The organism is Aerosakkonema funiforme FACHB-1375, assembly GCF_014696265.1.
In the GTDB taxonomy this organism is placed as follows: domain Bacteria; phylum Cyanobacteriota; class Cyanobacteriia; order Cyanobacteriales; family Aerosakkonemataceae; genus Aerosakkonema; species Aerosakkonema funiforme_A.
In genome coordinates, this window is the sequence record NZ_JACJPW010000018.1 from 49,206 (window position 1) to 65,497 (window position 16,292).

Genomic DNA, 16,292 nt, shown 5'->3' on the forward strand with positions numbered 1-16,292 from the left:
TATTTTCCACTAGAGGACGCTGGAAATGAAAGCAAATTACTCGCTGAGTAACTCTCTAATCGCAGTCAATAGTCCGTCTGTTCTAGACTTAATTATTAACTTCGGTTCTGAAGATGAAACGCAAAACCAAGCACCGCGTCGTCCGCTCAATCTCAGTTTGGCGATCGATCGCTCCAGTTCGATGGCGGGACAGTCGCTCCGATACGCGATTCAAGCAGCTCAAAATGTTGTCGATCGTCTCGCACCAGACGATATTCTTTCTGTCGTTATTTACGATGATAACGCTGAGACAATTATACAACCACAGCGCGTCGAACAAAAAGCTACTATTCGTACACAAATCGGCAAAATCAAAGCTGGTGGATGTACGAATTTGCATGGCGGTTGGCTAATGGCTTGCGATCTGGTAAAGTCCCGTCAATCTACAGAAAAAATCAATCGCGTTTTGCTATTAACTGACGGTTTGGCGAATGTGGGGATTAGCGATTCTCCTACTTTGATTAATCATGCTAGGCAACAAGCCGAACAAGGAATAATTACAACAACTTTAGGATTTGGCAACGGATTTAATGAAGATTTACTCATCGGTATGGCAAATGCAGCCGGGGGAAATTTCTATTTCATCCAATCGCCTGACGATGCTACCGATGTATTCCGAATCGAACTGGAAAGCCTCACTTCTGTTGTAGCGCAAAATCTTACGGTAATGCTGCAACTGGAAACAGCAGTACAGAGTACGGCGATTATTAATAAGTACCGTTCTACCTTTTCAGACAAAAAGATTGAAGTTTTTCTTGGGGATGTTTACGGAGTAGAAAATAAACCTTTAGCGGTAGAACTTTCCCTCGCTCCATTTTCAGATATCGGCGTGCAGAAAGTTGTTACAGTTTCCTACAAATATCAAACAGTTGTAGATGGGAATATCCAAGAAGTTAGCGACGAAATACCCATTAATATAACAGTTGGAACTGCTGAGGAAGCCAACAGCGTGCAGCCGGATGCAGCGGTAGTTGAGCAAGCGAGTAAATTGAAGATTGCCAAAGTGAAAGATGAAGCGATCGCACTCGCCGATAAAGGAGATTATACCACAGCATCGCAAAAGCTTCGCAAAACAATCGAAGATTTGAAACTCAAATCATTGCACGAAACCTTTGAAGTTGCCGAAGAAATAGATCAGCTAGATCATTACGCGCAAAGCATAGAAAACAGAAGATTTGATAATACGATTCGCAAAGAAATGCGCGATCAATCTTATCAGGCGCTGACACGCGATCGCGGCGATCTGAAATTGCGCGGACTTGCCGGATCTGCCAGCAGCTTACAGGCAGTTTCCAGCGTCGATCAAGGCGTTTTGGTGCAGTGCTTCCGCGAAAGCGGCAAATTGAGAATTCGCGTTATTTCTGATGGATACAATCAAGATTTCAACGTGCAATTTCCCCGCAACATTCGCGAAGAAGGAGTTACCTACATTGTTGATGAAATCAATTTATCTGCTGACGGAAGTTTTTATCGCGCTTCCGGTAATATTCGCCGCTTAGTTAAACCCGGAGAAGAACGCGCCGCCTCTCAATATAACACATCTACTGCCAAAACACCCAAACGACAAAAACTCAACGCACCCACTTCTGCTGCTGACTTGGAAACCACAGATAGTATAGGCGATGGAGTGCTAGTGCAGTGCGTGAAAGAAGGTAGCAAATTGAGAGCGAGAGTTGTTTCCGATGGGTACAATCCTAATTGGAATATCCGCTTTCCCCGCGACATTCGCGAAGAAAATGTTCTCTATGTAGTTGATGAAGTGGAAGAAGCGAAAAACGGGGGGTCTTATGTTGCTTATGGGAAGATTAAACGATTAGTGCAATAGATAACAAAACCACCAGGGGTTTATATCATGTTCGGTTGCATCGGTAGTGGCAAAAATTTGCGCTTACATCTGTGTTCATCTGTGTTTATCTGTTTTCATCTGTGGTTAAATTTTAACCAACGATTCTGTGCAGACAATCCTCAACATCATTCTTACGCTAACGATGCTACCGGACACGATATTAAACCCCCGGACTACTTTTTAGGCTACCTGTAGTGTCTGTGGCTCTGGTAGAGGCTTACCCATTTGCTCATAACCATACACCAAATCTTCTAAAACTTCCTTGGCGTTCTCAAGTGCTTCTTCGTATGTTTCACCGTGAGTACGAGCGTATTTCCCCCACTCTGGCAAACTAGCAACATACACTCGATCTTTCTCAGACCACTGAATCAAAATGCTATATTTCATTATTCATCACCTTGCTTTAACTGCTCTAGTTCTTCCAATGCTTCTATTACATCTTTCTCCTGGTAAGGCTTTGCATCTTTGCCATCTTTTCCAGAGAGGACTACAGGATTTGGCAGAAGCGGGTGAATCCAGTAAGAATGACTGCCTTTTCCACGTTTGGGCAAAAGCGTAAATCCTGCTTTCTGCAACATCTGTTTCAATTCTCTAACTTTTTTAGGCATTTGCCATCATAAGACTTTTTTCAATAAAACTTGAAGTGGGGTACTTAATCATTAGCCAGTCTTTGCACAAAATCTTGATGTGACTGACTTGCTAAACCCTGCTGCAATATTTCTAAAACCTTGGCTAAATTTCCAGCTAATAAAGCTGCTTTATCCAACCACAACCCAGGAAAGACTTGAGAGCAAATTACACCATCAGCATTTGGCTCAACTTGAATATATTCTCCGGCATTTAATCTAAACCAATCGAATTGGCGATCGTAAACTCGCCAAACTAAATATTCTTGTACTCCATTGCGACGATATACTTTCATTTTTTCATGCAAATCGAGAGACGCAGTAGAAGCCGCAATTTCTACTATTAATTCCGGCGCACCTTCCACATAATCATCGTCGCTGATGCGCGATTGTCCACCCTTTTCTATCCTCAATAAAGCATCCGGTTGCGGTTCGTTATCGGCATCCAGACGCACCGTTGTGTTATCGAGTGTTTCCACTCCAGGCGTAGCTACTTCGTAGGTTCCTAACCAGGTCATAATACGAGAATGGGGTTTACCATGATTTTTTGCTCGTACAGGAGATGCCATATAAACCATTCCTTCAATCAATTCAGCTTTTTTTACTTCCGGCATTGCTTCATAGCGACGCTCAAATTCAGCGCGGGTGAGCTTGTCGCCATTTTCTAAAGGAGGAATGGTTAAAGGAGGGGAAATCGCGCCAGAAGATATCATAGTTTTTGATTCGATCGCACTGTGCTAGATACTGCCAATTGTAGCAAAGATAAGTAAGATTTGGAACTTGATATCGCAAAAATATTGTTTAATGAGAAAATCTATTTTTTACATATTGTTGCAGCACAGGATTGAGAGTAAAAAAACTTGTCTTACCCTGTTCTTTTGCATCCAACAAAAACCGCCTTCCCAAAGATTGCATCGCATTCAATAAATCTGAAGTCGATAATTCTACTGTCTTGCGAATTTGCGGTAAAGAAACGGGTTCTGTTTGATTGGCAAGTTGGATCGTAACTGCTTGTTCCTGCGGAGTTAGTCGCTGAAATTGTCGGTCTAACTGCGCTTGCAAGGATTCGCACAATATCGGCGCGTCGCATTCGTTGCATTCTAAGAATTCAGAAACATTACCTCTAAATAACTCTTGGATCGTGGTGGCGGTGAACTCTAACCAGAGAGGATTTCCTTGATAAGCATTAATCAAAGTTTCCCAACTCTCTTCATCTGATAAATTATGCTGTCTGAGAATTTGTTTAGCTGCTACGCCTAAGCTACCCAATAGGAAGGAATGCACATAATTATTTACTCTTTCCAGTTTAGCGACTTCTCTAGATTTTTCCCAACTTATTAATAGTATGCAACTTTGATGACAAACTTCGGCTATTTGTTTAAATAATAGGTGATAATCTTCATATCCAGATTTATATTGACCTGCGAGTTGTCCGCTGCTGAAAAGCATTTGTAGGTCATCGAGGACAATCAAACAGCGATACTTGCGTAGGTAGTTGATGAGTTGGGAAAGTTGCGCTTCGATCGCCTGCGGTATTTCTCCTTCCTGGGAGAAGATTTGCAGCAGATTGGTGAGGATTGCATCTGGCGTTGGCGAAAAGCGGAGACTGCGGTAGATCAGGTAATCAAAATTGGTTTTGATTTGTTCTATGAGTTGCAGTGCGAGGGTAGTTTTGCCAATTCCGCCGATCCCTAGAAGTGCGATGAGACGATCGCGATCGCGCACTATCCAGTTTTCCAGGGTGGCGAGTTCGTGGGTGCGATCGTAGAAGCTGAAGATTTCCGGTGCGTCGCCTAAGTCGATGTGCGATCGGGTTGGGGTTTGTTGCGGTTGTTGCGTGACTTGTGGAAGTTGGGATTTTTTTGAACAAATATTGAAGTTATTAACTGTTGCATTATCGCTAGCTATAGTTTGTGAAAAATTATAAAACCTTGCTCTCTCTAATATGGATTTAACATTCGTTTTTGTGACATCTTCTTTTAAGACATCTGAAAAAATTTTCCATAGTTCAGAAGCAACACTCCTAATGTAACCTTCACTGCAATTCCGTTCTTGTGCAATTTTGGCATATTTCTGACCTTGGAACGTTTCCCTTAAGATAGCCTGTTGCAGGTCGTCCAAGTGTTTTCCCGTCTTGGCAAAGACTAGATCGTCGGCAAATCTTAAGATTTCCTTAAGCTCCATAGGTACTGTATCTGCTGGTTTTGGTGTATTTTATCTGATTTTTTATGACATTATCTCACAATTTAGATGACAAAATTCGACTTTTCCTGATGCAGTTAGCCAAATTACTGCACAATAACAGCGAGCTTATCATATTTAAGAATGGCAACAAACTTGTACAACCAAGGATGAGGACAACCCAAATGACCCACACGCTAGTGTAGACCTGCTTCGTTTAAGTAACGAAACCTAACCTTTGCAAATACTTTTTAAGTTAATTAAGAAAAATTGACAGAACGTAACAATGGCTGAAAATAAACAAATCATCCCCGGTGATAGATATACTGAAATCCTGGAAGGTGGGACAATAAAGCTCACAGCCAAGACAGTTCAGTTTGGTTCTAATGTTTTTCAATTTCATAACGTCACAGGTTTTGGCATAGCCAAAGTGGATACAATTAAAATCCCTCTGGGCTCGCTTTTTATTTTGTTTATCATAGGATTGGTTCTCGGCAGTCTTCCAAATATTAGCCTAGTAGGCGGATTACTGGTTTTAGGAGCGATTGCTGGAGTTATATACAACATTACTCAGCCACAACGGTATGGTCTAGGACTATATTTGAATTCAGGACACATGAAAGTATTTGTGACTACGGATGTGAGAGGTTTAAAAATTGTAGTTGAAGACCTGTGTAACTACATGGAAAATAATAAATTAGGTGGTTACGTAGTGAATATAGTTGGAGGAAATGTTACGGGTAATTACATTGGAGGAGACGCTTCTGGCACTACTTCAACTTATCGTTAAACAACTAGACAAAAAGCAAAATGGGAGGAATTTATGGGAAACGAATCAATACAAAACAGTATCGGAGGAAGCTTTGAAGGTAATTTCACAGGTGGGGATGTCCATCAAAGTAGTATCGTATACCATAAACAAGAATCTGCATTACCAAAAGAAGATAAGGCTGAAATCGAATCTTCTATTTCCAAACTTAAAGCGAGTATTGAGGCAGAGTCAAACTTGACTAAAGACCAAAAAGAGAAAGTTTTAGCACAAGTAAAACTAATTGAAGATGCTGTTAACAATCCCGATGGAGGAGAAAAAAAGAAACAGGCTCAAGACGCCAATTCTGCTCTCAAAACAATGTTTTCTGTGTTACCAGTAGCTGCTAAGTTTGTAGAAGAATTCAATAAAGTATCAGATTTGATTATTAAATTGTTTGGGTTGGGAGCAGTATAAAGAAGCATCTTGGTAAGCAGTTTCTGTAACATAACAGCAGAGATTATCCTCTTCTTTTACCCAAATGGTAGCGTGCGCGTGGCGTGATATACGCCTGTTTTTTCTTAACAAGCGTTCGCTACCATTTTAGCATAATTGTGTTTTTAGATTTAACTTAACGAGGGCAACCACTCAATATCAAGTATTTGGTCAAGCGAGTAAGGACACTCTGGGGGTAAACTGACGGAATTTTGGGTTTTAATTTTCACAAAACCTAACGCATCTTTATAGATAGAATTCAATTCCGACTCCAAATAATTACGGAGATTGGTAGTAATCCTTCGTCTCAACTGAATTCGGAAATTATAGATTTCTTCTTGCCAATGGACTGCATTATACTCAGATTCACTCGTCCAATATTGCAGTAATAATAAATGACGGATAACCTGTTCTAAAAGGCTGGCTACCGCATTTTTCTTTTCCTTGCCCAAATCCTCTAACTCCTCAATTAAGTTATCTAAATCCAGGTCTTCAAATCGCTGCTTTTTTAGCAATTTCACTGTTTCTTCTAGCCATTGATAATCATCAACTTCGTACAGATTCTTTAAATCGGTAGTACTCATAATAACTCCCACCAACCTTTAACTCACTTTTCTTTGACGCTTGTGCTGCAAAAATTCAGCAAAATCTCGCACTTCTGCCAATAAATCGGCGGGTAAAGCATCAAGAAGCTCTAAAACTAGCCCTCTAATTATTTCTCGCTCTAATTGAATATCCGCTCTTTCCAAAGTTAATAAAGCTAGTGTTTCTCCCGTATCGCTGACAAACTCTATCTCAAACGCCTGTTCATCATCATAACAATGAACGATCGCTCCCTTAGCGCCCTTTTTCAATCCGTGTTCTTCAAGATCGCGGGTTAAAGTAATTACATCTAGCTCTTTCAGCATATTACGATCGATCCTTATTTTCTAAAAATGGTCGAGCGGTAACAAAACGAGGGTTTTCTTGACCTAAATAATCCATACAGTTTAGAAAATTACCCGGAATTCCTTGAGCATCTTCGCAAAAGTTCAGATCGCGAAATGCGATGATATCGCGCAATTTTTCGATAACTTTATGCGTCCGACTGTCTGGGAAAGACTGAGGACAAGTTAAGAGATAAATCGGGAAATCCTGGAAGGGTGACTGTTTCATTCGGCAAGGCAATTCGTCTCAGGCGATAACTGAACTTGCCTTGCATATCCTGATATGGTTCGTTATAAATTTCCAAGCAATTATCTACTAGGTTAAATATCCAGTAATGATAAATTCCATCTTCGGCGTAGAGAGATAATTTTGTTGTGCGATCGTAACTCAAAGTAGAATCAGAAATTTCGATTACCAGCAACACATCCTCCGGATACGGGTGAGAAGATATATAATTGTCAGGACTATTATTTGCAATGACAACATCAGGTTGAGGTTCGCTGTCAGCAGGGAGGATAATTGGTTCTTGTCCGCGCACGATCGCACGCCTACCCAACAGTATAATTAATTCCTGAACTAAAAGAGTATTGCAGACAGAGTGCGGCGTTTTTTTAGTAGGCATCTGGATAATTTCTCCCCGAATCAGTTCAACTCGTTCGTCGGGACTGAAAAAACCCAGTTCCTCCAAACGGTGATATTCATCTAAAGTAAATTTTTTTGGCGTAACGGTAGTCATAATTAGGTAAGGTGTAAGGTACTAATGACAGCATTTTTAGTAGTTAATTTAGGTAATGTAGAGTAATCTCGCATCACCAAACTGCATCTTGGTACTATTTTAAACGCAAAGGACGCAAAGGTCAACGCAAAGTAACGCCAAGTTTTTCTTTTCCTCTGCGTACCTCTGCGCTAACCTTAGCGTACCTCTGCGTTGAAAAAAGAATCCTCAATCTCAACGAGTAACTAACTTCTTAATATCCCCAAAAGCGCGATAAAAACCACCGCGAGATGATTCGCGCACCTCTTCCACCAAATAACGCGCACCTTCTTGGCGAATGTCTTTAGGAAATTGCACTTTCCAGTTGGAGTTATAACCGGGAGAAACAACGCGAATTCTCAAGTTACTTCCTTCTTTGAAACACTCGACAATTACTCCTTGAGTTGTGTTTGAGGTAGTTTCCAAAGTGTTGGAAGGAATGGCGGCTGGAATGGCGGCTGGTGCTTTAATATTAACTGTTTGAGGAAGTGTACCCGCTTGTGCGGCATTAATTGCAGATTCGCTGGCGTCGATGCAAGCAAGCGAACCGTCGGTGGTGACGATGTAAAGCCGATCGTCTAAAAATTGCATGGAGAAGGCGGAACCGCAGCCTGTGGCTAGTTTCCAGAGTCGATCGCCTTTTTCGTTAAAGCAATAAATCGACGAACAATTATCGCCTGCAAATACATATTTCCCGTCTTCAGCAGTGGCGCAAGAATATACGGCTGCATCGCAATGGTAAATTGTTTTAGCTTCGCCTTTCTTAGTAAAAGCACAAACTAAATTTTGGCTGGTACTGGCATAAACCATTGCTTCTTCTTGCCAACCAAATAGCACTTCGCCGCGTGTTTTTTGATGCCAAATTTTTTTGCCATCTTCCCAATCGTACATCGTCACGCCTTCACTGTGTCCGTGATAGACGCCAATCTCGTCGCAACGTACCATCCAACCATATTTACCGCTACTCTTTTTCGTCCACTGGGATTCGTCTTCGTGATTGATAGTTGTGATGTTCCCTTCGAGATCGGAAACTCCCAGGATTGCATCTTTAATATCTAGCCAGAAAATATCTACATTATCGGCAATTTCATAGGCGATGCGGGGAATTTTTCCTGTCAAATCGTAGACTTTGCCATCATCGCATCCCGCATAAAGCCAGCCTTCATCGGCGACGATACATTTCACGCCGTCAGGTAATCGCAATTGATTGATTACTTGACCTGTATTGTTAAGAGCAAATATTTGACCTGCTTGATTGCCAACCCAACAGCGATTTTTGTCAATAAAGATACCAAAAGCGGCAGAACCGGAGGCGAATTTCCACAGTACTGGAGATGGGGAAGCGGTGGATCGATCGCTCTTGATTTCCCTTCGAGTCACGGCACGTTTCTGGCGCACACCCATGACCGCTTGTTCGTAACCTTTCTTCAGTTTTTCGTTAATCTTTTTCGTCGCTTCCGCTTTTGCTTTTTCCGCTGTCGGATAGGTTTTCACCTGAGTCTGACCTTTGTCGCCAATCCGACCGTAGCGAATGGAAACTTCCGTATCTTTGATAATAACTTCGTAAAATTTATGGGAAACGCCATCGGATTCGGATAACTCTAAATATGTTTTTTCTTCAGCCATTTTTTTGCTCCTGTTTTCTCTTGTTTGATATTAATTTACCTCTCAAGAGGGATTGTGCATTCAAAGGTTGAGATTTGTAACTAAATCGGTTATGATGGGGATATGTGCGATCGGGAATAGCTCAGCACAGCAGCAATTCCCTCACTCAACCAATTTTAGCGAGCTTAACTATTAAGTTTTGTTACCGGAGAGAGACTCGATTGGTGAAACTTGTATCCCCTTTGCGTCAAACTTGAAAAAGACGCCCGATCGTTCTACTTTTGGGCAAACCTGAAGTCTTGGTGCGAGAGATGAACACGCTATTAACACTTTTTGGCAAAGAACGCAGCGAACTACAGAAAGAAATCGATCGCGCAACCAGCGTCGAGCAAGTTGTGAAGCTGGTTCATAGCCGACTCGATACTCTTCAAAAGAATTACATTGGCGAGCTGAATGTAAATCAGGTACGTCTGGCTTCGTTTTTCCTGGACACGCTGCGACAATCTGTCGCCACTCTCACCGCCGCTAACGAAACTCAACTCGCTCTCCCAGAGCCCGATCGCATTGTAAACCAAGCCGGACGAGTTTCTCCCAACAGATTAATCCTCAAAGTGGTACAGGGATTCATTTCCATCGCCATTTTAGGTTCGCTGGTTTCCCTGACGAGAACATCCCCAGGCGCGTGGATGGCGATTTTGTTGGTGGGAGTCCTGCTGGGAGTGGAAGTTGTACTCCAACTCGATAAAGATAAAAATAAAGATAGTGCGGAACTTCCCCAACTTCCGGAAGCACCCCAACCAATTGTGCGAGTTGATAGTCAAGTGCTTCTAGACAACATTGCCGATGCTTTGAATACAATTGATTTAGCAGTAGGTCGCTCTCAAGACGCCAAAAAACCTCTCGATGACCTTGGCATAGAAGATCTGCCAGAACTATTAAATCTGATTCAAAGATTGATGGGCGCGTCATATTTGGAAAGACCGCAAATGGCTTTAGAATTAGCAAGGCTGCTGCCACAAAGTTTGATGGAACAGGGAATTCGCGTGCAAATCTACCGACCGGAAGATGCACAAAACGGACGAGAGTATTTTGACTTCGAGCCAAGTATCGATCGCACTACCAAAGATTACATTACCATCACCCCCGCATTATTTAAAGGCGATCGCTTGCTCAGAAGAGGTAGAGTAATCGAACCAGCATTCTTCCAAACCAGAGATTAACACCACCTCAACTGCGATCGCAGACTGAATCCCTCTTCAAAACTCTGCTTACCCAACAAAAAAACTCCATTTACATCTGTGTTCATCTGTGTTCATCTTCCTTCATCTGTGGTAAAAAAATATCCCTGTACGAAGCGAGCATTCCTATACAGTCTAAAAAAATCGCCTAAATAAGAGTATGGAAATTTTAGAAACGATCGGTTTCGATTTGGGACATGGCGAAACAGCCGTAGCCAAAGCAATAGTCGAGAGCATTGAACCTCCAGAAATGCTTGAGGTTAATAACAAAAAAATCCAAGTTACCGCGCTTGGTTGGCATCCCGATTTGGGATATCTTGTAGGCGAACAAGCCTTAATCCAAGCAGGCGTTACCCAACTCAAAATCACTTTCAAACAAAAACCAAACAACGATCCCACTTATCGAGAAACAATTCGCACTTTTTTGGAAACCTACTTCCGTCTTTTAAAAGATAACAAGCAAATCAAAGGTGGAGATAGCGACTACTTTTATGTTGGCTGTCCTTCGGGATGGTCGTTGAGCGATCGCGAAGAATATCAAAAGCTACTTAAAGAAGCTGGAATTCCTTTACTGAACGTTGTTCCGGAATCGCGTGCTGCTTTTATGCAAGCCAAAGAAGCCGGCAAGCTTGAGTACGACAAGTTGAAATCTTCAGTGCTAATTGTCGATATCGGTTCTTCCACTACTGACTTTACCCTAGTTAAGAGCTTACACGAAATCCCAATCGATTTCGGCAGTAACAGTTTGGGAGCATCGCTAATAGACAAGGCAATTTTTGCTCGCACTCTCGCCAAACACGAACAAAAAGATTTACTCGAAAGAGTGTTTGCAGAATATCCCCATCACCAAGCTCGTTGCGAACTTGCTTGTCGCAAAGCAAAGGAAGATTATTTTTCTAACGAGCAGCTATTCAGCAACCCGCAATCATTTGCTCGCGGTTTTGAATCCATCAACGAACAAATTTACTTTATCCCCCAAGTTAACAAGTTAATTATGGAGGAGATATTGAATCAACCTTTGTCGGAACTGGGAAACAAGAGTTGGATGCAATGTTTTCGCGAATCGGTGATTGAAGCGAAGGAAAAGCTTGCTCAAAAAGCGATCGTACCGAGGATTGTGCTGATGACTGGCGGTGCATCTCGGATGAAATTCACCCGTCAAATTTGCGAAGAAATCTTTCCCGAACCCGACACGCAAGTTCGTCCAGATCCGGAACCGGAACGCTGTATTGCTTTGGGTTTAGCGCGAGTGGGACGATGGGATTTGCGTGCTGCTGCTTTCAAGCAAGAGTTGAACAAACTACTCGATTCGGACAAGATCAAAGATATCATCAAAAAACATATCCCAGAGTTAGTCGAGTTGTTGACGCAACCGCTGTCATTTGGTTTAATAGAAAATGCCATTAAACCGGGTTTGAAAGATTGGCAAAGCAACAAAGTACGGACTTTGGCAGACCTGGAAATTGCTCTGAAAAAGCGAGCCGAACAGTGGCTGAAAAGCGATCGGGCCAAACTTCTGATCGACAATCAATGTGTGAGTTGGTTTAACAGCAAAATCCAACCCGACTTGGCTTTGGAAACCGACCCCATTTGTCGCAAGTTCCAAATACCGAGAAGCAGCTTAAGGTTTGAGGAAGGTATCGACCCCGATGTGGTGAACCCGGATCTGTCGATTGGGGATGCGATTCTAGCAGAAACTGTAGCGTTTATCGTCAATGTTGTGATTGGTGGCGGTACTCTCGCCAGCATCTTTCTTCTCATCATAACCGGACATTTTACGTGGCCGATCGCACTCGTCTATGGTGCCTCAGCTATCGCCGCCGGAATGGAACTAAACAGGAAGGGAGTAAAGGACGCAATCAAGACAAATATGGATATTCCCAGTTGGCTGCGTTCTAGTTTTTTGAACGATAGCAAAATCGAGAATATCTGCGAAAAAATTAATCCGGACTTGGAGATGACTCTGAAAGAACAACTGACAGCAAATCAAGCTGCTTTTGACGAATTAATCGTCAAAGTCGGGCAAAGCCTCCAAAAAGCTTTGAACGCCAAAGCGGAAGAGGCCATCATTTTGATTCAGTAGACGCGATTAGCTCCCTTAAATCGCACGAGCGTTAACTCACCTACTTGCTCAAAACAACCTTTTCTTCGCCCTTGTACTCCCTGTCTGACACCTGGGAATCCATCAGCGATACGAGACGAGAAAACCAATAGGTAATTTCTGGATCGCAATAGGTTGTCAGACGGGCGATTTCCCTAGCAAGATTGTAAGCTTCCTCTGCCTTAGCCCTATCCTTGAGTCCGGCGCGATCGAGTAACGCTGTTTTCAAATCCCCCGGATAGCTAGGCAATCTCTCCCCTTCCTTAACTCGCATTCGCCCAACAATGGGACTCCAGTCAATTTGGCCGACAATAAAACTCGAACTCATAATTTCCTCACGATATTTTACCTTTCATTACAACCTAGTCTCTTTTGACCCATATATGCAAATATTTTTTCTTCTGCTTTTGATAAATAAAATCTATTAAATTTACTTAAAAGTCTGTATTGAGGTAGTTGTCTCGTTTCACAAGATATATGAAATAGCACGACTCTTGCAGAATGCGATCGCCATCTCATAAATTTAAATAAGATCTTATTATCCGCATAAATACGGGAGAACCGCAAAGATTTTTTACTAAATATATTCAGCAAATTTAAGGAATTGTAGGTTGGGTTGAGCGATAGCGAAACCCAACACTTTGTTGGGTTTCCTGGCGTCAACCCAACCTACGAAAACCTACGAAAATCCCAATTTTATACTTATCTACTTTCAACAAACAATTAAGTTATCGTGCAGTAACATAGCGATCGCACTCAAATGTAACAGTATCTAACATTTTTAATATCAATCCGAAAGATCGTAAATTCACTGAATAAATTCAGTTTCCAGGCTCATATTCAACCAGTTATCATACCAATCATAAAAACTTAAAGCTGGCTCGCTTAAAACTGACTCCAACTGTTCTTCCTCGATAACATAACCTTCGTAATGATAAAAGGACGCTATTTGCAAAGAACAAGGATAAATACCATCATCACTACCACAGTCATTTATCCAGATTGTTCCTCGCTGGTCTCCTGTAATTACTAAGCGGCTATGTATGTCGCAACCATAATTTGCTACATACATTGTTCCCTGGGTGAGCTTATCTTCATCGATATCCACAAACTCTTCACCAGGGTTGAGTAAATGTGGGCAATTCCACGCCTTCTTGAGAAGAAATGGTTGGGAGAGGTAGTAATCATTTTCTACTGTTGATATTTCCTTATCTACTTCTAACTTCAGCAAACCATAACAACCGGGACCGGCACCCCCATTGCCAACTTCTAATAGAAAATTTCGATAGTCATCTGGAAGTGTAATCTTATTTTTTACCTCAAAAGGTTGTATTTCTGCTTCCGTCAAGCAAGGATTGAGTTGATATTTGTGTAACTCGGAGCCATAATTTTTAAAATTTTTATCCTTTGTTGCTAACTGAGTTAACTTATTCTTCAATCGATCGAACTTATTCATAATAAGCTTCCTATTTAAATCGGCATTTCAGCAACGGCAAACTCTCTATTAATTGCAGCTAGTTCGGCTTGAATTTCAGGATCGTTTGCCATAGCAATAATATCCTCTTCTGTTATCGATAAATTTGACAATGTTTCAAATTTAGAATTGTTTGGAAAATCTGAGGTGAATACACGCTGTACTCCTGTTTCGATCCGACTCAATTTTTCCGAAATCTCCCCCAACAATTGTTTTACTTCGCGAATCTCGGTAGTAAGTTGCTTTGCTTGTTCATTCGTTATAGAAAACAACTGTTTTTCTATCATTACAGACACTCCATATATCGTAATAATTATTTGCGGTTCAATTAATCATGAATTTAGCTGGCGTACCTCAAACACGCCTTAATATCTTCCTTTCCCCAGTTATCGATATTATCAAAAAAATAAGGTGGGCATTGCCCACCCTACTTTTTAGCTTTTTAGCGTTTCACCAACTTCTTCGCCATCTTCCGCAGACGAATTGACTTCGGCGTTACCTCTACCAATTCATCCGAGCCGATGTATTCCAAAGCACGCTCCAAGCTCATGTCTACGGGTGCTTGCAACTGCACCAACTCTTCACCGCTGGAGGCGCGGTGGTTAGTCAGCTGCTTGGTTTTGCAGATGTTGAGTTCCAAGTCTTGAGGTCGGTTGTTTTCCCCGACAATCATACCCTTGTAAACTTTCGTACCGGGGGTGATGAAGAAGACACCCCGATCTTCGGCGTTCTTCATCGCGTAGAAAGTGGAAACGCCTTCCTCAAAAGCAATCAGGACACCGTTGCGACGCAGTTCCACATCACCGCTGAGGGGTCGGTAGTCGAGGAAGCTGTGATTCATGATACCTTCACCGCGAGTCATACGCATGATTTCGCCTCGGAAACCGATCAAACCGCGTGCGGGGATGACAAACTCTAGCTGGGTGCGTCCGTTACCGCCAACCTGCATATCTTGCATTTCGCCACGGCGCTGACCTAAGCGTTCGATACAGCTACCGACGCTTTCTTCAGGAACATCTAATACGAGATACTCGAAGGGTTCGCAGGGTTGACCGTTGACTTCGCGGTAGATAACTTGGGGTTGGGATACTTGGAATTCGTAACCTTCGCGGCGCATGGTTTCGATGAGGATACCCAGGTGCAATTCACCGCGACCGGAAACGAGGAATTTGTCGGGGGAGTCGGTTTCTTCGACGCGGAGGGCGACGTTGGTTTCCAATTCTCGCATGAGTCGATCGCGCAATTGCCGAGAGGTGACAAATTGTCCTTCCTGTCCGCAGAACGGCGAATCGTTCACCGAGAACGTCATCTGCAAGGTAGGTTCGTCTACTTTAATCAGCGGTAGTGCTTGCGGTTCGTCGGGACAGGTAATCGTTTCCCCAATATTCGCATCGGCGAAACCGGCTACGGCGACGATGTTTCCGGCGGAAGCTTCTGCCATTTCAATCCGCTTCAAGCCTTCAAATCCCATTAACTTGGTGATTTTGGCTTTTACAATTGCACCGGTTTCCGTTACTAATGCCGCTTGCTGACCGGCTTTGATCGTACCGTTGTGGATGCGACCGATGACTATCCGACCCAGATAATCGGAATAGTCTAGAGTCGTGACTTGCAGTTGCAGCGACTTGTTGGGGTCGCCGACCGGTGGCGGTACGTGGTGCAAAATAGCGTCAAACAAAGGCTGCATATCTTTGCCTTCGTCTTTCAGGTCTTCTTTAGCGTATCCACCCAAACCGGAGGCAAATAGATAGGGAAAATCGCATTGGTCGTCATCTGCACCTAATTCTAGGAACAGGTCTAATACTTTGTCGATCGCTTTATGCGGTTCTGCTTGGGGTCGATCGATCTTATTCACCACTACAATAGGGCGCAATCCCTTTTCCAGGGCTTTTTTCAGTACGAAGCGGGTTTGGGGCATTGGGCCTTCGTTGGCATCTACAATCAGCAGACAGCCATCCACCATACCCAACACCCGTTCGACTTCACCGCCAAAGTCAGCGTGTCCGGGGGTATCAACTATATTGATCAGCGTGTCTTTATATTTAACGGCTGTGTTCTTTGCCAGAATAGTAATGCCGCGCTCCCGCTCGATCGCGTTGGAGTCCATGACGCAATCAGGTACTTCTTCCCCTTCGCGGAAGATGCCGGATTGTTTGAGCAGAGCGTCAACTAAAGTGGTTTTGCCGTGGTCTACGTGGGCAATAATGGCAACGTTGCGAATAGGGAGCGTCATAGCAGCCTTTGAGAACAGGGAGTTA

The 16,292-nt window shown here is 42.8% G+C and carries 18 protein-coding genes; 6 read left to right on the forward strand and 12 right to left on the reverse strand.

All coding sequences use genetic code 11. The features are described from left to right. Positions 1-25: 25 nt before the first annotated feature. Complete coding sequence (locus H6G03_RS09275; protein ID WP_190464039.1) at positions 26-1,864, forward strand: vWA domain-containing protein; 1,839 nt, start codon at positions 26-28, stop codon at positions 1,862-1,864. A 27-nt stretch (positions 1,865-1,891) separates the two neighbouring features. Next, on the forward strand, positions 1,892-2,080 hold the full coding sequence (locus H6G03_RS09280) for a hypothetical protein (RefSeq protein WP_190464040.1): 189 nt from the start codon (positions 1,892-1,894) through the stop codon (positions 2,078-2,080). On the opposite strand, the gene H6G03_RS09285 is transcribed toward H6G03_RS09280, so the two are convergent. The 4 genes from H6G03_RS09285 to H6G03_RS09300 form a co-directional block, all read right to left on the reverse strand. Further along, positions 2,066-2,272, reverse strand: a complete 207-nt coding sequence (locus H6G03_RS09285) for a type II toxin-antitoxin system HicB family antitoxin (RefSeq protein WP_190464041.1) — start codon at positions 2,270-2,272, stop codon at positions 2,066-2,068. The genes H6G03_RS09280 and H6G03_RS09285 overlap by 15 nt on opposite strands. After that, complete coding sequence (locus H6G03_RS09290; protein WP_190464042.1) at positions 2,272-2,493, reverse strand: type II toxin-antitoxin system HicA family toxin; 222 nt, start codon at positions 2,491-2,493, stop codon at positions 2,272-2,274. The genes H6G03_RS09285 and H6G03_RS09290 overlap by 1 nt, the downstream gene beginning before the upstream one ends. A 44-nt stretch (positions 2,494-2,537) precedes the next feature. Beyond that, positions 2,538-3,224, reverse strand: coding sequence for a Uma2 family endonuclease (locus H6G03_RS09295; RefSeq protein WP_190464043.1), 687 nt, complete (start codon positions 3,222-3,224; stop codon positions 2,538-2,540). A gap of 88 nt (positions 3,225-3,312) precedes the next feature. Then, positions 3,313-4,695, reverse strand: coding sequence for an AAA family ATPase (locus tag H6G03_RS09300; RefSeq protein ID WP_190464044.1), 1,383 nt, complete (start codon positions 4,693-4,695; stop codon positions 3,313-3,315). A gap of 283 nt (positions 4,696-4,978) precedes the next feature. Between H6G03_RS09300 and H6G03_RS09305 the strand changes: the two genes are divergently transcribed. Beyond that, positions 4,979-5,482, forward strand: a complete 504-nt coding sequence (locus H6G03_RS09305; protein WP_190464045.1) for a DUF6232 family protein — start codon at positions 4,979-4,981, stop codon at positions 5,480-5,482. Positions 5,483-5,515: 33 nt separating this feature from the next. After that, positions 5,516-5,917, forward strand: coding sequence for a hypothetical protein (locus H6G03_RS09310; RefSeq protein ID WP_190464046.1), 402 nt, complete (start codon positions 5,516-5,518; stop codon positions 5,915-5,917). 149 nt (positions 5,918-6,066) lie between these two features. Here H6G03_RS09310 and H6G03_RS09315 read toward each other — a convergent pair whose 3' ends face one another. From H6G03_RS09315 to H6G03_RS09330, 4 genes are all read right to left on the reverse strand, one after another. Continuing rightward, positions 6,067-6,519: a DUF29 domain-containing protein gene (locus H6G03_RS09315; RefSeq protein ID WP_190464047.1), complete on the reverse strand. Its 453-nt coding sequence runs from the start codon at positions 6,517-6,519 to the stop codon at positions 6,067-6,069. An 18-nt stretch (positions 6,520-6,537) separates the two neighbouring features. Beyond that, positions 6,538-6,843: a DUF4926 domain-containing protein gene (locus tag H6G03_RS09320; RefSeq protein ID WP_190464048.1), complete on the reverse strand. Its 306-nt coding sequence runs from the start codon at positions 6,841-6,843 to the stop codon at positions 6,538-6,540. Between the two features lie 167 nt (positions 6,844-7,010). After that, entirely contained in the window at positions 7,011-7,598 is a 588-nt protein-coding gene (locus H6G03_RS09325; RefSeq protein ID WP_190464049.1) for a Uma2 family endonuclease, read from the reverse strand. A gap of 213 nt (positions 7,599-7,811) precedes the next feature. Beyond that, positions 7,812-9,242 carry a WGR domain-containing protein gene (locus H6G03_RS09330; protein ID WP_190464050.1) on the reverse strand — a complete coding sequence of 477 codons (1,431 nt, stop codon included), beginning with the start codon at positions 9,240-9,242 and terminating at the stop codon, positions 7,812-7,814. 290 nt (positions 9,243-9,532) lie between these two features. Between H6G03_RS09330 and H6G03_RS09335 the strand changes: the two genes are divergently transcribed. Both H6G03_RS09335 and H6G03_RS09340 read left to right on the forward strand, forming a co-directional pair. Next, positions 9,533-10,441 (forward strand): hypothetical protein, encoded by a 909-nt coding sequence (locus H6G03_RS09335; RefSeq protein WP_190464051.1) that lies wholly within the window; start codon positions 9,533-9,535, stop codon positions 10,439-10,441. Between the two features lie 178 nt (positions 10,442-10,619). Further along, positions 10,620-12,542: an Hsp70 family protein gene (locus tag H6G03_RS09340; RefSeq protein WP_190464052.1), complete on the forward strand. Its 1,923-nt coding sequence runs from the start codon at positions 10,620-10,622 to the stop codon at positions 12,540-12,542. 40 nt (positions 12,543-12,582) lie between these two features. On the opposite strand, the gene H6G03_RS09345 is transcribed toward H6G03_RS09340, so the two are convergent. From H6G03_RS09345 to typA, 4 genes are all read right to left on the reverse strand, one after another. Further along, positions 12,583-12,888: a hypothetical protein gene (locus H6G03_RS09345; protein WP_190464053.1), complete on the reverse strand. Its 306-nt coding sequence runs from the start codon at positions 12,886-12,888 to the stop codon at positions 12,583-12,585. A gap of 480 nt (positions 12,889-13,368) precedes the next feature. Beyond that, positions 13,369-14,016, reverse strand: coding sequence for an SMI1/KNR4 family protein (locus H6G03_RS09350; RefSeq protein ID WP_190464054.1), 648 nt, complete (start codon positions 14,014-14,016; stop codon positions 13,369-13,371). 14 nt (positions 14,017-14,030) lie between these two features. After that, on the reverse strand, positions 14,031-14,321 hold the full coding sequence (locus H6G03_RS09355) for a hypothetical protein (RefSeq protein WP_190464085.1): 291 nt from the start codon (positions 14,319-14,321) through the stop codon (positions 14,031-14,033). A gap of 155 nt (positions 14,322-14,476) precedes the next feature. Beyond that, positions 14,477-16,267, reverse strand: a complete 1,791-nt coding sequence (typA, locus tag H6G03_RS09360) for a translational GTPase TypA (protein ID WP_190464055.1) — start codon at positions 16,265-16,267, stop codon at positions 14,477-14,479. Positions 16,268-16,292: the final 25 nt, after the last annotated feature.

Coding starts and splice junctions, on each gene's coding strand:
- H6G03_RS09305 (WP_190464045.1), top strand. CDS start 4,979: ATGGCTGAAAATAAACAAATCATCCCCGGTGATAGATATACTGAAATC.
- H6G03_RS09320 (WP_190464048.1), bottom strand. CDS start 6,843: ATGCTGAAAGAGCTAGATGTAATTACTTTAACCCGCGATCTTGAAGAA.
- H6G03_RS09285 (WP_190464041.1), bottom strand. CDS start 2,272: ATGAAATATAGCATTTTGATTCAGTGGTCTGAGAAAGATCGAGTGTAT.
- H6G03_RS09325 (WP_190464049.1), bottom strand. CDS start 7,598: ATGACTACCGTTACGCCAAAAAAATTTACTTTAGATGAATATCACCGT.
- H6G03_RS09355 (WP_190464085.1), bottom strand. CDS start 14,321: ATGATAGAAAAACAGTTGTTTTCTATAACGAATGAACAAGCAAAGCAA.
- H6G03_RS09315 (WP_190464047.1), bottom strand. CDS start 6,519: ATGAGTACTACCGATTTAAAGAATCTGTACGAAGTTGATGATTATCAA.
- H6G03_RS09295 (WP_190464043.1), bottom strand. CDS start 3,224: ATGATATCTTCTGGCGCGATTTCCCCTCCTTTAACCATTCCTCCTTTA.
- typA (WP_190464055.1), bottom strand. CDS start 16,267: ATGACGCTCCCTATTCGCAACGTTGCCATTATTGCCCACGTAGACCAC.
- H6G03_RS09340 (WP_190464052.1), top strand. CDS start 10,620: ATGGAAATTTTAGAAACGATCGGTTTCGATTTGGGACATGGCGAAACA.
- H6G03_RS09280 (WP_190464040.1), top strand. CDS start 1,892: ATGTTCGGTTGCATCGGTAGTGGCAAAAATTTGCGCTTACATCTGTGT.
- H6G03_RS09275 (WP_190464039.1), top strand. CDS start 26: ATGAAAGCAAATTACTCGCTGAGTAACTCTCTAATCGCAGTCAATAGT.
- H6G03_RS09335 (WP_190464051.1), top strand. CDS start 9,533: ATGAACACGCTATTAACACTTTTTGGCAAAGAACGCAGCGAACTACAG.
- H6G03_RS09350 (WP_190464054.1), bottom strand. CDS start 14,016: ATGAATAAGTTCGATCGATTGAAGAATAAGTTAACTCAGTTAGCAACA.
- H6G03_RS09310 (WP_190464046.1), top strand. CDS start 5,516: ATGGGAAACGAATCAATACAAAACAGTATCGGAGGAAGCTTTGAAGGT.
- H6G03_RS09345 (WP_190464053.1), bottom strand. CDS start 12,888: ATGAGTTCGAGTTTTATTGTCGGCCAAATTGACTGGAGTCCCATTGTT.
- H6G03_RS09300 (WP_190464044.1), bottom strand. CDS start 4,695: ATGGAGCTTAAGGAAATCTTAAGATTTGCCGACGATCTAGTCTTTGCC.
- H6G03_RS09330 (WP_190464050.1), bottom strand. CDS start 9,242: ATGGCTGAAGAAAAAACATATTTAGAGTTATCCGAATCCGATGGCGTT.
- H6G03_RS09290 (WP_190464042.1), bottom strand. CDS start 2,493: ATGCCTAAAAAAGTTAGAGAATTGAAACAGATGTTGCAGAAAGCAGGA.